This is a genomic window from Fusibacter sp. JL298sf-3, from assembly GCF_053842995.1.
In genome coordinates this window covers 2801245-2816374 of record NZ_CM132608.1, presented here as the reverse complement: position 1 = coordinate 2816374, position 15130 = coordinate 2801245, and the positions used below count along the sequence as shown (strand labels likewise).

At 46.5% G+C, this 15130-nt stretch carries 13 protein-coding genes; all 13 read right to left on the bottom strand.

Annotation, left to right across the window (positions count from 1 at the left end):
* Window positions 1–759: 759 nt before the first annotated feature.
* Window positions 760–2229 (bottom strand): lysine--tRNA ligase, encoded by a 1470-nt coding sequence (gene lysS / locus ACR6HW_RS13295; protein ID WP_455728211.1) that lies wholly within the window; start codon window positions 2227–2229, stop codon window positions 760–762.
* A 142-nt stretch (window positions 2230–2371) separates the two neighbouring features.
* On the bottom strand, window positions 2372–3334 hold the full coding sequence (dusB, locus tag ACR6HW_RS13290) for a tRNA dihydrouridine synthase DusB (RefSeq protein ID WP_455728210.1): 963 nt from the start codon (window positions 3332–3334) through the stop codon (window positions 2372–2374).
* Entirely contained in the window at window positions 3324–4118 is a 795-nt protein-coding gene (locus ACR6HW_RS13285) for a type III pantothenate kinase (RefSeq protein WP_455728209.1), read from the bottom strand. Before ACR6HW_RS13285 ends, dusB begins: the two co-directional genes overlap by 11 nt.
* 8 nt (window positions 4119–4126) lie before the next feature.
* Window positions 4127–5155 (bottom strand): biotin--[acetyl-CoA-carboxylase] ligase, encoded by a 1029-nt coding sequence (locus ACR6HW_RS13280; RefSeq protein ID WP_455728208.1) that lies wholly within the window; start codon window positions 5153–5155, stop codon window positions 4127–4129.
* 396 nt (window positions 5156–5551) lie between these two features.
* On the bottom strand, window positions 5552–7624 hold the full coding sequence (locus tag ACR6HW_RS13275) for a methyl-accepting chemotaxis protein (protein ID WP_455728207.1): 2073 nt from the start codon (window positions 7622–7624) through the stop codon (window positions 5552–5554).
* Between the two features lie 153 nt (window positions 7625–7777).
* Window positions 7778–8938 (bottom strand): sodium ion-translocating decarboxylase subunit beta, encoded by a 1161-nt coding sequence (locus ACR6HW_RS13270; RefSeq protein ID WP_455728206.1) that lies wholly within the window; start codon window positions 8936–8938, stop codon window positions 7778–7780.
* 44 nt (window positions 8939–8982) lie between these two features.
* Entirely contained in the window at window positions 8983–9378 is a 396-nt protein-coding gene (locus tag ACR6HW_RS13265; RefSeq protein WP_455728205.1) for a biotin/lipoyl-containing protein, read from the bottom strand.
* A 33-nt stretch (window positions 9379–9411) separates the two neighbouring features.
* Window positions 9412–9816 carry an OadG family protein gene (locus ACR6HW_RS13260; RefSeq protein WP_455728204.1) on the bottom strand — a complete coding sequence of 135 codons (405 nt, stop codon included), beginning with the start codon at window positions 9814–9816 and terminating at the stop codon, window positions 9412–9414.
* A gap of 16 nt (window positions 9817–9832) precedes the next feature.
* Window positions 9833–11380: a methylmalonyl-CoA decarboxylase subunit alpha gene (mmdA, locus tag ACR6HW_RS13255; RefSeq protein WP_455728203.1), complete on the bottom strand. Its 1548-nt coding sequence runs from the start codon at window positions 11378–11380 to the stop codon at window positions 9833–9835.
* Between the two features lie 23 nt (window positions 11381–11403).
* Window positions 11404–11808, bottom strand: a complete 405-nt coding sequence (gene mce / locus ACR6HW_RS13250) for a methylmalonyl-CoA epimerase (RefSeq protein WP_455728202.1) — start codon at window positions 11806–11808, stop codon at window positions 11404–11406.
* Between the two features lie 176 nt (window positions 11809–11984).
* Window positions 11985–12917, bottom strand: a complete 933-nt coding sequence (gene meaB, locus ACR6HW_RS13245; RefSeq protein WP_455728201.1) for a methylmalonyl Co-A mutase-associated GTPase MeaB — start codon at window positions 12915–12917, stop codon at window positions 11985–11987.
* Between the two features lie 27 nt (window positions 12918–12944).
* Window positions 12945–13346: a cobalamin B12-binding domain-containing protein gene (locus ACR6HW_RS13240; protein ID WP_455728200.1), complete on the bottom strand. Its 402-nt coding sequence runs from the start codon at window positions 13344–13346 to the stop codon at window positions 12945–12947.
* Window positions 13347–13371: 25 nt separating this feature from the next.
* Window positions 13372–15048: an acyl-CoA mutase large subunit family protein gene (locus ACR6HW_RS13235; protein ID WP_455728199.1), complete on the bottom strand. Its 1677-nt coding sequence runs from the start codon at window positions 15046–15048 to the stop codon at window positions 13372–13374.
* Window positions 15049–15130 lie beyond the last annotated feature (82 nt).

Sequence of the window (15130 nt, the reverse complement as noted above, 5' to 3'; positions counted from 1 at the left end):
CTCCCAGTTTGAAAATCTGCCGACCTGTTTTACGCCATTGCTTCGTCAAGCATTCTCGACAATGTACCACATTGCCTTCAAATACTTTCCTTGCACTGCCGCAAAACATCTGACATCTTTTCTAAAGCGGATACGAAACAACACACGCGCATTTGTTTTTCCGTTTTTCATCACTCTTCTCGAATTTCTCCGAGTAGGTTTTGACGTTTGGTTTTTCTTGCATTTACACTGTTTAATTTTCAAGATTCTAGTGTGTCACCTCTCGACGACAGCTTATTTAGTTTATCAAACCCGATGAGGTTTGTCAACTGTTTTTTTATCTTTTATTTTTGTTGTCATAACTTCCGCTTGGCAACTTAGACAAGTTTACTACAGATCCCCCTAGTCGTCAAGGGCCTTTTCAATAGTCAGAATTATCATTTTAAGCGTCGCCTGAAATTATAGCGTCTTTATAACTTCTACCCGTTTTTACATGCTTCAAACATTTATTTTACTTTCTTTTAAACCATTGAAGCAAAGACGCCTGCACAGTTGTCACAGCACCCTTATTAAGGTTCGCGCTACCAAAGCAACTCTACTACGGCATTTGAAGCCCCTATTCTCCATGAGCATCAACGGAAAGTACTCAATCAATTATTCGATACTGACAGCGGTGCGTCATCAACTTTATAAAAATCTATAAAAAAACTGCTACCCGTCTAATTTCTCAGATGGGCAACAGCATTAATTTTAACCGTCATCTATTTATGAGACGAGTTTTTACTCAGCCTTCGGCTTCATTGTCGGGAACAAGATAACATCTCTAATAGACGTTGCGTTGGTCAACAACATAATCAATCGATCGACGCCAATACCCAAACCACCAGTTGGCGGAAGGCCTACTTCTAGGGCGTTGAGGAAATCTTCATCCATCATATGCGCCTCTTCATCCCCTGCATCTCTTTGCTTCAACTGATCTTCAAAACGGGCTCTTTGGTCAATAGGATCGTTGAGCTCGGAGAAGGCATTGGCAATCTCCCACGTATTTGCAAATGCTTCAAATCTATTGGTATAGTGCGGATTTTCAGGGTTTCTCTTTGAAAGTGGAGAGACTTCAACCGGGTGATGCAAGACAAATGTCGGTTGAATTAAATCTTCCTCGCAGAACTCTTCAAACGCCAAGTTGACGAGGTGGCCTTTTGTCATATGTGCCTCTACCTCTAAATGAAGCTTCTCTTTAGCAATGCGGCGGGCTTCTTCATCAGACGCTACGCCGTAGAAGTCTACGCCTGTCTTTTGTTCAACCAGTTCGTGCATGGCTGCGCGTCTCCAAGGCGGTGTGAAGTCGAGCGTCGTCCCTTGGTAATCGATTTGCGTCGTCCCGTGAACTTCTTTGCAACAATGAGCGACCACGTTCTCAGTCAGTTCCATCATAAACTCGTAATCTTCGTACGCCGCGTAGAGTTCGACGGCTGTGTACTCCGGATTATGTTTGATGCTCATGCCTTCATTTCTAAACATTTTGCCCATCTCATAAACTCTGTCAAAGCCCCCTACAATTAAGCGCTTGAGGTAGAGCTCATTGGCAATACGCATGTACATATCGATATCTAAGGTGTTGTGATGTGTGATAAACGGCTTTGCAGAAGCGCCGCCGGCAATAGTGCCAAGTGTCGGTGTATCCACCTCTATAAAGTCTTGGCTATCAAAGTAACTTTTCATCGCTTTAATAATCTTAGAGCGCTGCAAGAACTTTTCTTTAACTTCCGGATTGACGATTAGGTCGACATACCGCTGACGGTATCGGATTTCTTGGTCTTTAAGCCCATGCCATTTTTCCGGTAATATCTGAAGAGACTTGGACAAAAGGACCACTTCTTCAGCTCTAATTGAAATTTCTTCTTTTTTAGTTTTAAAGACAACGCCGGACACGCCGACGATATCCCCTATATCATAAGTCTTAAAGACATCGTATACAGCTTCGCCGATTGCATCTTTTCTGACATAAGACTGAACACGGCCTTCGCTATCTTGAATATCGATAAAGGAGGCTTTGCCCATATCGCGTTTGGCCATAACACGCCCTGCCACGCGTACATGTTTGCCATCAAAGTCTTCAAAGTTGTCTACAATTTCCTTAGAAAAATTGGTGCGCTCATATTTCTCTATCTTAAAAGGATCTTGCCCCATTTCTCTTAGTTTTTCGAGTTTTTCTCTACGGATTTGCAACAACTCATTTAAATTTTCCATCAATTTAACCTCCTTCTTTTTATTTTGAACCTTTTTGATTCGTTACATTATAGTATATTGATAAGTTAAAGTCAATTCGGCATTCGCCGACGGTTAAACCTTATGGTCTCTCCGCGGCGCCGTCGACCTTTCCACTCAATTGCTACCCTTCTAAAAAAGCTTCCTTTAATAGCGCTTTGACAACTTCTGCTGACGTCGCCTTGTTGATGAGGTTCTTGTAGCGCGCCGCACCATACAACCCTTTAAAATACCAAGCGGCGTGCTTGCGCATTTCCAAAGTGGCAATATGGTCCCCTTTAAACTGTCGCAACGCCTCAAAGTGTTTTAAAGTAACTGCGAGTTTTTCTTCCGGCGTGGGCTCCGGCAACCGTTGCCCCGTTTTTAAATAGTGGGCGACCGCCTGCATCAACCACGGGTTGCCTTGAACGCCTCGGCCAATCATTATGCCGTCACAGCCCGTCTCTTCTTTAAGTTTCACAGCGTCGTCTACAGAGAAGACGTCGCCATTTCCAATAACGGGAATAGAAACAGCGCGTTTACACGCACCGATAATCGACCAATCGGCCTCGCCCATGTACATTTGGTCACGGGTTCTGCCGTGAATCGCAATGGCACTTGCACCGGCGGCTTCTGCCATTTTTGCGAACTCGACGGCATTGACGGACGCCGCGTCCCACCCTTTACGAAATTTCACGGTCACGGGCTTTTTCGATGTTTTTACAGCGGCTTTAATAATCGCTTCCGCCAGCTCAGGGGTCTTCATCAAAGCCGATCCCTCACCATTGTTCACGATTTTCGGTGCCGGACAGCCCATGTTGATGTCCAGAACTTCGTGGTTATGTGCGTTGAGCCTATCCATAACCGCCTCAACTTTGTCCGGTTCTTTCGTAAATATCTGTAGCGCCATGGGCTGCTCGCCATCGGTAATGGTCATGAGCTTCTCAGTTTTCCGGTCGTTGTAATACAGGGCGCTGACACTGACCATTTCCGTTACCATCAGCCCTTCGTGGAAATCGCGGACAATCGTCCTAAAGGGCAAATCCGTCACACCCGCCATCGGCGCCAATACGACGTCGTTTTTGAGAACGACTTCTCTAATGTTCATTTTTATCTCCATGCTTTGGGTGCTTGTTCATGTTGTAGATGATGTTCAGCCCATCCAGCGTCAAGTTTCTGTCCACAATGGCAATTTCGTCTGACTCCGATGCAATCAGCGTAGAAAGACCGCCAGTGGCGACGACTTTGACATCGCCGCCGAGTTCCTTTTTCATCTTCTTCACAATGTAATCCACACTGCCGACGTAACCGTAGACGATGCCCGCCTGAACACTCTGCGTGGTATTCTTACAGATGATTTTTTCAGGCTTTATCAGTTCAACGCGCGTCAACTTGGCGGCGCGTTCGTATAATGCGTCTGCCGAAATCTTAATCCCCGGTAAAATTGCGCCACCGAGGTACTCACATTTTTCATTGATGGCACAAAAGGTCGTCGCCGTTCCGAAATCTACGACAATCAACGGGCCACCGTACTTTTTAAAAGCGCCAACAGCATTGACGATTCTATCGGCGCCAACTTGTCTCGGGTTGTCGTATTTTATGTTCATCCCCGTCTTGATACCTGGGCCGATAACGATAGGCTCTTTATCAAAATACTTTTGCGCCATGTGCTGAAGCGAATACATCACGTGCGGCACAACAGATGAAATGATGATGTCCGTCACTTCTTTAGCGTCTAAGTTTTCATGCTCAAAGAGATGCAGTATAAAAATCCCGATTTCATCGGCAGATCGACTGTGATCCGTGGCCATGCGCCAATTGGTTAGCAAGACATCGTCTTTGTAGACGCCCATGACAATATTGGTGTTTCCGACATCAAAAGTTAATAACATATTCCCTCCTAAACCTCCTTGTTACTCGGTGCAGCAGCGTCATCTGTGTAGCCGTTGATGCCCCTTACGGAGACTTCACCTGAGGTGATCGTCTCCAAAATACCGTCTTCGGTTTTTACAATTAGCGCACCGGCTTCGTCTATATCCACGGCGTGGACGCGCCGTCTAGCCGTGCGCTCAATCAGCCAAACTTCTCTATTAAGTGTCGCAGAATGCGCTTTGTTGTATGCAATGGCCGCACTTACATCCCCTTCTGTTACAAACGCATCGTAATATTTACGAAAAGCGGAAACAAAAGCTCTAACAATATCCAGACGATTGACTTTATCGTCGGCGACCTGTCCAATGGCAATTGCCTTATCTGCAAGCGCCTCTTCAAATGCTTCTTGGGCGATGTTGATGCCAATGCCGATAACAATATAATGAATTTGAGTCATTTCGGCACTGAGTTCCGTCAAGATGCCACAGACTTTTTTATTGTCCAAAATGAGGTCGTTGGGCCACTTGATTTTCGGTTGTACCCCGGTGACTTCTTTCAGCGCCTCAGCGACAGCTGCTGCCGCTACTAAAGTAAAGCGCGAAGCAAACGCAGGTGCCAATTCGGGCTTTAACAACAAGCTCATGAAAATCCCCTGGTTCTTAGGACTTTCCCAGTTTCTCCCGAGTCTGCCCTTCCCCCGGGTTTGTTCATTTGCAACAATTAGCGTGTTGACCACCGCGCCCTTCTCACCAAGGCGCTTGGCTTCGGTATTGGTTGAGTCGATGGTATCAAAGTAACAGACCTGTTTTATAAAGGCATCCATGGTCCCGTCGTCCATCAACGCTTTTTCTAGAGCGCTGCCATCGATGTCGGTTGGCGCCTTTATCAGTTTGTAGCCCCTTTTAGTTACCGATTCGATCTCATAGCCCTCTTGTTTTAGCCGTTTCATATGTTTCCAAATTGCAGTGCGCGAAACGCCGAGCATTTGGCTCAGCTGTTCTCCTGAAAGGTAGTCGTCTTCTTTGTTTAAAAGAGCATGTAAAATTTTCTTCTTCACGTTAGTCCTCTTTCTAAACCGGCCCTTAGTGTCTTTTACTGTTTAGAGTACATTATAAATGCCCGACCATCGTCTCCGTGTGTGCAAGCTATCGAGGGCATTTAATGCCACAATTGTACGGCGTAGATGAGCCGTCGGGAGCTCTTTATTTTGGCGATGCCGCCTCTTAGAGTTGTCCATGCGACACAATGTGAGACAGCCTGAATGTTCTGGCAACACACGCCTATTTTACGTTCCTAGTGCATTAACCTTTTAATTATAGCATATCTTACACACAAAAAGCAGCGCATTCTTTATAAAATGCGCTGCTCTCGTTTAGACGACAAGCATTGAGTTCAAGGCCTTCATCAACAGACTAAAGCGTGTCAACTGTTAAAGGGCTGTTTACTTTTAACATCAGCATTTGAAAGCTTCTGTAATGTTTTTAAACTCGCCTGAGATCTCTTTGATATTGGCGATTTTCTCTACGGTCGTCTGGTTCTTTTCCTGTTGTTCATTAACAAGTGCCGACATACCTGTAGATGTTGTCGAGGTATCTTCTAATGTCTCTAGCATACTCGCCATCATCTCGTTGATTTGCGCCGACGTCGCCGCGTGTTCTTCGGTGACGGCGCTGATTTCATCAATGGCAAGGGCGGCTTTCTGTGAATCTGCCAACACCTCGTTCATTTGTGAAACCGTCTCTTGAGAGGCATCCGCTACATTTTCAAGCAAGTTAGAAGCCTCAGTAAAGACATTGGATGTGTCTTCAATATCCTTTTGAATCTCTTTTATAATATGTGTGATGTTGCTCGCCGATTTATTGGACTGATCCGCTAAGTTTCGAATCTCGTTTGCCACCACGGCAAAACCTCTGCCGGCTTCTCCGGCTCTTGCCGCTTCAATGGCTGCGTTCAGCGCCAACAAATTGGTCTGGTCGGCTATGGCCATTATGGAGTCGGTAATGCCACCGATGTCCACTGCTGACTTTTGAAGACCCTTGATATTCTGTTCAATACGCTCATGCGCTCTAACCGTATCATCAATCAATCCCACTGTATGATCCAGCTTCTGAACGCCCTTATTGGAAAAGTCTACATTGTTCTTAATGAGCATGTTTAATTGATCTGTATTTTGTGCCACGTTTTCCGAGCCTTCACTCATGTCGTTTACATTGACCAAAACCCGTTTGGCGTGATCGATGTCGTCTTTTGCCGTATTGCTGAGGTGGAATGACTGGTCGATAATCGACTTGAACGCCTCTGCTGACACTTGTGACGCGTTGACCAGCTCATCTGAAGTATCGTCTAGGACATCTGTAGAGTTTTTAATGTGTAGAACGATGTTCCTAAAGGCTTCCACCATACTCATAAACGCGCGTCCTAAGTCGCCGAACTCGTCGCTTCGAGAAATGATTCGATCGTCGATTTGCACCGTAAAGTCGCCACCTGACGCCACCAAAGCGGAAGTGGATATATCGGTGAGCGGTTTTACAATTGAGCGTGCAATTCTACGAGAAACGCCAAAGCCGACAAGTGCTGCACCTAATAAAATCACCACAAAGAGCAACTGGCTGTTGGCAACTTCTTTAAACGCTTTATCCTCCGGTATTTGAACAGAAGTGGTCCAGCCCAAGCCCTCAATTTTTTCATAGGAAGCCAAAACTTTGTCGCCACCAAAGGCAAAGTCCTTCGACGCAGCCGCTCCGAAATCAGCTTCGACGAAAGGCGTATACGTTTCAAAAGACTGTTCCGCCAACTCGACGTATTTTTCCGGAGACGAATGCGCAATTAGGTTGCCGGACTTGTCGATGAGCATAACATCGGCGCCCTCTGGAAGGGTAAGCCCTCTCAGCTTTTCTTCAATAGCGCTCACTGAAAGCTCACAGACCATCACGCCACGCGGCCTCCCCGTATCGCTAAAAATAGGGAATGCCTTATTGATGACTTTTGCACCAGACGCGTTGACAGTAATTTCTGAAAAGCGCAAGACGCCGTCGTCAAAAGTCTGCTGTATATAGCCACCTGAATCAGTGCCCGTATCCCCTCGGGAAGAATAGATGATTTTTCCGTTTTTATCGATAACGTTAATGGTCTCAACCAAATCATAAGACCCCTGAACGCTTTCAAACATCGATTTTACGATAAACGGCTGCATCCGCTTGACGTAGTCGACCTCTGTTAAAATAGACACCACGCTGGCCACGCTATTGAGTTCAGACCGTATGTAGGCGTTGACCTCGTTGAGCACCACGGCGTTGTTCTGTCTCACGTCTTTGTCAATGTAGTTGCTCAGTCTCAAATAGAGCACGCTACCGATGACGACGACGGGGACGAGCATGCTCAAAATCAAGATTCCCGCTAGTTTTTGCCCAAACTTCGATCGCGTTCTTCCCACGTGCTGTTTGTTTTTTGTCTTTTTCAAGCGCTTGGCCTTCTTTTTGCGTTTAAAACGATCTTTCTTCAACCCCTTAGAAGATGACTCACTCATAAACCCTCCTCGATGTAACTTTAACAGTTCATTGTATATTACAATATTTTTATTATACCTAAAATTCTGTTAAATAGATAGGCTTTTTTAACATAAAAAAAACATTAAGACAAATATCTTTAAATAGTTGTCTTAATGTCTTTTATTACTTAATTAATAGAAATTACCGAACAGGTTCAGCAGGATCCCCGCTGAAACAGCCGAGCCGATAACGCCTGCGACATTTGGTCCCATGGCGTGCATCAGCAAGAAGTTCGATGGGTCTTCTTTTTGACCGACCACTTGTGATACGCGGGCCGCCATCGGCACTGCCGAAACGCCGGCTGAACCGATTAATGGGTTGATCGGATCCTTAGACAATTTGTTCATCAACTTCGCCAAGAGAAGACCGGATGCCGTCCCCACACAGAATGCCGCAACGCCTAATGCGATAATGGCGAGGGTTTCTGTTTGAAGGAACTTCTCCGCAGTTGCTGTGGCGCCAACTGTGAGGCCTAAGAAAATGGTAACGATGTTCATCAGTGCATTTTGAGCCGTGTCCACCAAACGGGCTACGACGCCACTCTCTTTAAAGAGGTTACCGAGCATCAACATACCCACGAGCGCACCGGCAGCCGGTACAATCATGGTGACAATTAACGTTGCCAAAACTGGGAATACGATTTTTTCGAGCTTAGAGACGCTGCGCATCTGGCTCATCTTAATCTTTCGCTCTTCTTTCGTCGTCAACAGTTTCATAATCGGCGGCTGGATAACCGGCACAAGTGCCATGTAAGAATAAGCCGCTACCGCGATGGAACCCATTAAATCCGGTGCCAATCTAGACGACAAGAAAATTGCCGTCGGGCCGTCGGCACCACCGATGATGCCGATAGCCGCCGCTTCCGGCGGTGTAAACAGTCCCGATGCAATGGCACCGAAGAAGGTAAAAAAGATACCGAACTGCGCTGCCGCACCGAGTAAAAGGGACTTCGGGTTGGCAATAAGCGGACCAAAGTCCGTCATAGCGCCGACGCCTAAAAAGACGAGCGGCGGGAAAATCGTCAATTTATTCCCCTGATAGAGGTAGTAGAGCAGACCGCCCACTTCCTGAAGTTCGCCCTTTGAATTGTACAGAGGCTCAGCCATTAGGTTGGCCTCAGGCAAGTTCGTCAAGAACATACCAAACGCAATTGGGACGAGCAAGAGCGGTTCAAACTTTTTGTGAATCGCAAGATATAGGAGCACAAACGAGACCAAAATCATCACAAGTGAACCGAGGTCCATATGCGCAAATCCCGTGGTTCCTATAAAATCTTTTAACGTCTGAAGCATAATGCATCTCCTTTCAAGATTATTGGTAGATTAGCCGGAACCTCTTAGCCGATTACCAATAATACATCCCCTGAATTTACTGATGCACCTGCATTGACATTGATAGAAAGTACTTTTCCAGATGTCTGTGCAGAAATTTCATTTTCCATTTTCATCGCTTCTAAGATAACGACGCAGTCGCCTTGGTTAACGGTATCGCCCACGGCAACTTTGATGTCGAGAACCGTTCCCGGCATCGGTGCATTTATGGTTTCGCCGCCTTCTGCAACCGGTGCTGGTGCCGTTTTTGCAGCCGGTTTTGCCGCTGCTGCTTTAGGGGCTGCAGGCGCTGCTTTAGGAGCCGGTGCCGCCACTCTAGGCGCCGCTGTCGATACGCCGCCAACTTCTTCTACTTCAACTTCATATGCCTTACCGTTTACCGTTATATTAAACTTTTTCATGATGAATTATCCTCCAAAATTATATTCCACTATTTATAAACGCGATCCCATTACTTCGTTACGACCGCTCTTACCCCAAACAGGTGTCGTATCCTGCACTCTTGTAATATTCGTCACCACAATGTTGTGCATCGACGTATTCATCGAAGCCGCTACTGCCGCTGTGATAACCGCGATAAGTTCTTCATCGTCGTCTGCTTCTTCAACGACTGTCTGAACGGGTTCAGGTTTCACAACTACCGGCGCCGGTTCTTTCTTACCCGATTCCAGTTTTCCGAGAACGAACGACATAAGCTTGGTGAGGTACATAATGAGGATTAGCGCTGTAAACGTAACGAACATGCCTAGTAAAATGGCGTATCCCGTCGCGATCAGCTTATCCCCCATGCTCATGAGTTCAAACGATTCTGCGTGTTTAAATTGTTCTAAAATATCCATGAGTCACCTCTTCCCATTACAGTGGCACGTTGCCGTGTTTTTTAGCAGGTCTACTCTCTCTTTTTGAAGATAACATGTCAAAAGCATCTACAAGTCTAGGTCTTGTGGCTGAAGGCTCGATGACATCGTCTACAAACCCGCGTTCCGCCGCCTTATAAGGTGTTGCAAACTCCGCTGTGTAGTCGTCGATCACACGTGCTCTCGTCGCTACCGGATCGTCTGCTTCCTTAATCTCATTTCTAAAGATAATGTTGGCAGCGCCTTGAGGTCCCATTACTGCGATTTCAGCAGAAGGCCACGCCAATACGAGATCGGCACCGAGGTCTTTTGAACACATGGCGAGATACGAACCGCCGTATGCTTTTCTGACGATTAAGCTGATTTTAGGCACAGTTGCTTCACTGTATGCGTAAAGCATTTTGGCGCCGTGACGGATAATGCCGCCGTATTCTTGTTGCGTCCCCGGCAAGAAGCCCGGTACGTCGATAATATTTAATAAAGGAATATTGAATGCATCACAAGTTCTGATAAAACGCGCCGATTTGTCGGAAGCGTTTACGTCGAGACAACCGGCCAACACACTTGGCTGATTGGCGATAATGCCCACGGACTTGCCGTTGATTCTCGCAAAACACGTGATGATGTTTTTCGCATAATGTGGCAGGTACTCCATGTAGTCGCCACCGTCGACAATACTTGAAATAACGTTAAACATGTCATAAGGCTTGTTGGGATTGTCAGGAATAATCGCGTCGAGTGCTTCGTCAAGTGCATTGACGTCTTCTTCACAAGCGAACTCAGGCGCTGTCTCCATATTGTTTGAAGGTAAGAAACTCAACAATCTTCTGATTTCAGCGATACACGCTTCGTCATTTGACGCAATAAACTGGGAAACACCGCTGACGGAGTTGTGTGTCATAGCGCCGCCAAGTGCTTCTGCAGTAACTTCTTCACCAGTTACAGTCTTAATAACCTGTGGTCCAGTAATAAACATTTGAGAGGTTTGGTCTACCATGAAAACGAAATCCGTAAGCGCTGGTGAATAGACGGCTCCACCTGCACACGGCCCCATAATTGCCGTGATTTGAGGAATAACCCCTGACGCCATCGTATTTTTAAAGAAGATTTTACCGTAACCGGAAAGCGCATCTACCGCCTCTTGAATTCTGGCACCACCTGAGTCGTTTAAACCGACGACTGGCGCACCCATTTTCATCGCGTTGTCAAGCGTCTTACAAATTTTGTTGGCGTGCATTTCGCCTAGAGACCCCCCCACGACTGTAAAGTCTTGAGAGTAAGCGTATACAAGGCGACCGTCGACTTTTCCGTAGCCGGTTACAACACCTTCTGCAGGCGCTTCAACTTTTTCCATGCCGAAGTTTGTACAACGGTGTTTCACATACGCGTCCAACTCGACAAACGTGTTTTCATCAAAGAGAAGATTGAGGCGCTCACGCGCTGTCAGCTTGCCGTTTTTATGCTGTTTATCAATGCGTTTCTGACCGCCGCCAGCGAGAATCGTCTCTCTTCTCTGTCTTAAATCGTCTAACTTATTCACAGACATTTTGTCCCTCCAACCCTGTATTTTTATGATCTTTCGCTGAGTTCCACAAGCACACGATGTGAGCTCTTCGGATGTACAAACGCGATTTTAGCGCCGCCTGCACCGTATCTTGGTTTCTCATCGATCATTCTCATGCCTTTTGACTGCATATACGCGATAGCTTCCTCGATGTCGTCCACTTTAAACGCGATATGTTGAACGCCTTCACCGTTCTTCTCGATGAACTTGGCAATTGGGCCGTCTTCAGAAGTCGACTCTAACAGTTCGATTTCCGTGTCGCCCACCGGTAGAAATGCCACCTTTACTTTTTGTTCCTCTACGACTTCTGTTCCCTGAAGGTCTAAGCCGAGAACATCTTGATAAAAGCTCAGTGTCTCTTCTAGATTTTTAACCGCAATACCAATGTGATCCACTTTTAACGTTTTCATCTGTCCCTCCTATTTTACTCTGTCTATTTTAACAATTTGATTATTTTTAGTAAACGGAATATTTAAACGTTTCACGCCCCTTAACTTATCAAATTAAAGCAATTTCACAAGGGCGCTTTCAAAATAAAGCAGATTGTTAAAAAAGACCTTTATTCACTGTTGGCCGAACGGACGGGTTACTGAATCATCGCAAAAACCTCGTCTACTGCTGAGAATGGGTCGAGCTTGCGCTCTGCTATGCGTTCGGCAAATGCCGTCAATTGCTTCTCTCGATCCGATTGATCGAGTATCTGACTTTCTATCCGTTCTTTGATGAGACCGACGACTTCGTCTTTGGCGTTTTGTGTGCGCCGTTGCATAAATCTGCCGTCTTCTGCCATGTGTGCTCGGTGAGCGGCAATGGCTTCTAACAACTCATCAATCCCTTTATTTTCTGTTGCCACCACCATTTTTACCGGTGGTCGCCATAAGACATCTTTATTGAAATCGAGCATCATGTCGATTTCTCTAGCGGTTCTCTTCGCGCCGTCCCGATCGGATTTGTTTACCGCAAAAACATCTCCGATTTCCATTACGCCCGCTTTTATGGCCTGTATGTCGTCGCCGAGTCCGGGCACCATCACCATCACCGTTGTATCACAATTCTTGACGATGTCCACTTCCGACTGACCGACGCCGACGGTTTCTATAAAGATGTAATCGACACCCATGATGTCCAGTGCCTTCACAGCAGAAGCCGTCGCTTCTGAAATACCGCCTAGATGGCCTCTTGCCCCCATGCTTCTAATAAAGACACCGGGGTCCATACTGAGGTCGTTCATTCTGACGCGGTCTCCGAGAATCGCCCCTCCAGTGAAGGGCGATGTCGGATCCACGGCAACGATGGCCACTTTGTACTCTTGTTTTCTCAGCGCCTTGACGAGCTTGTCTGTCAACGTGCTCTTTCCGGCGCCGGGGGGACCTGTAATACCGACAACATATGCTTTGCCGCTGTGCGAATAGAGGCGCTTTAGGATTTCAACCGCCTCCGGCACTTTGTTCTCCAGCAAGGTTATCAAGCGAGCAGTAGCGCGTTTATCGCCTTTAAGTACTCTGCTTTCAATGTCCATGTTAACCCCTAACTTTTTCTATTGTAATTAAACGGTTCTCTTTACGTTCTCTTGGATAAATGCAATGGTCGTTTGCGTCGGTGTACCCGGCGTAAAGACTTCGACGATGCCTCTTTCCTTTAAACCCGGAATATCGTCTTCCGGAATAACGCCACCGCCGATAACGAGAATATCGTCAGCGTCTTCGCTTTTTAAAAGTTCGACCACTTTCGGAAGGAGTGTGTTGTGTGCCCCTGAGAGAATGCTCAGCGCCACGCAGTCGACATCTTCTTGAATTGCCGCGTTTACAATTTGCTCAGGTGTTTGTCTCAAGCCTGTATAAATGACTTCCATCCCTGCATCTCTAAGTGCTCTAGCGATAACTTTCGCCCCTCTATCATGACCGTCTAATCCCGGTTTTGCTACCAATACTCTAATAGGTCTATCCATTTTGATCCTCCTCATCTACACCAAATTAAAGACTTACCGCTTGCTGGTACTCGCCGAAAACTTCTCTCATAACGCCGCAGATTTCTCCAAGCGTCGCATACGCTCTAACGGCTTCTAAGATAAACGGCATGACGTTTTCCGTGCCTTCACAAGCGCCTCTAAGCGCTTCCAGTGCCGCGTCAACTTTTGCGTTGTCACGAGTTGCACGAAGTTCCTTCAGCTTGTTCTTTTGCATTTCGCCTACAGAAGGGTCTACTCTCAAGAGACCTTTTGGCGCTTCTTCTTGTACTTGATACTTGTTGAGACCGACGACGATGACTTCGTTGTTCTCAACCTTCTTTTGATAATCGTAAGCCGCATCCATAATCTCCTGTTGGATGTAGCCCATATCGATGGCTTTCGGCGCGCCGCCGATTTCGTCGATTTTCTTGATGTACGTCATGGCTTCGTCTTCAATTTCTTTGGTCTTAGCTTCGATGTAGTAAGAACCCGCAAGTGGATCTACCGTCTCTGCTACGCCGCTTTCATGTGCGACGATTTGTTGTGTTCTAAGGGCGATTCTAACCGAATCCTCTGTTGGAAGCGCAAGTGCCTCGTCCTTTGAATTGGTGTGCAAACTTTGTGTTCCGCCCAGTACAGCTGCAAGCGTTTGAATGGCCACGCGGACAATGTTGTTGTCCGGCTGTTGTGCCGTGAGTGTAGAACCACCTGTTTGCGTATGGAATTTAAGCGCCATAGATTTAGGGTTCTTCGCGCCGAAACGCTCTTTCATAATGCGCGCCCAGAGTCTTCTCGCCGCTCTGTACTTAGAAACTTCTTCTAATAAGTCGTTGTGTGCGTTAAAGAAGAACGACAATCTCGGTGCAAACGCATCGACATCGAGGCCCGCTTTAATGGCTGCTTCTACATAAGCGATACCGTCGGCCAGAGTGAAACCCACTTCTTGTGCCGCGGTAGAGCCCGCTTCTCTAATGTGGTACCCTGAAATGGAAATCGTGTTCCAAAGCGGTACGTCTTTAGAGCAGTATTCAAAAATATCGGTAATTAATCGCATAGACGGCTCAGTTGGGAAAATATAAGTCCCCCTTGCGATGTATTCTTTTAATATGTCATTTTGGATGGTCCCTCTGAGGGCAGTGGAATCCACACCTTGCTTCTCCGCTACTGCGATGTACATCGCGAGCAGTACGGATGCCGGTGCGTTAATGGTCATAGAAGTACTGACTTTATCCAGCGGAATGCCGTCGAATAAAATCTCCATGTCGGCAAGCGAGTCGATGGCGACACCAACTTTACCAACTTCACCTTCTGAAAGCGGATGGTCTGAGTCGTAACCGATTTGAGTCGGTAAGTCAAAGGCGACGGAAAGTCCGCTAGATCCCTGCTCAACCAAGAACTTGTAACGCTTGTTGGATTCTTCTGCCGTAGCAAAACCGGCGTACATTCTCATCGTCCAGAAGCGACCACGGTACATAGTGCTCTGTACCCCTCTCGTGTAAGGGTATTGTCCCGGAAGACCGATATCTTGGAAGTAATCCAAGTTCTCTATATCGGCTGGCGTGTAGTATCTTTCAATTGGTGCACCGGATCCCGTTGTAAATTGTTGTTTTCTTTCAGGACGTTTTTGCAATATTTCTTGCGTTTTAGCTTTCTCTTTATCTACAGCTTCTTTTAAAATAGAAATCTGATCCTTATTAAACATCTTTTACTCCTCCTTGTTTAATGACCGCATTGGTTTTAACCTCTATAAGAGTACCACAAATCCTTAGAAAATTCATTGCTTT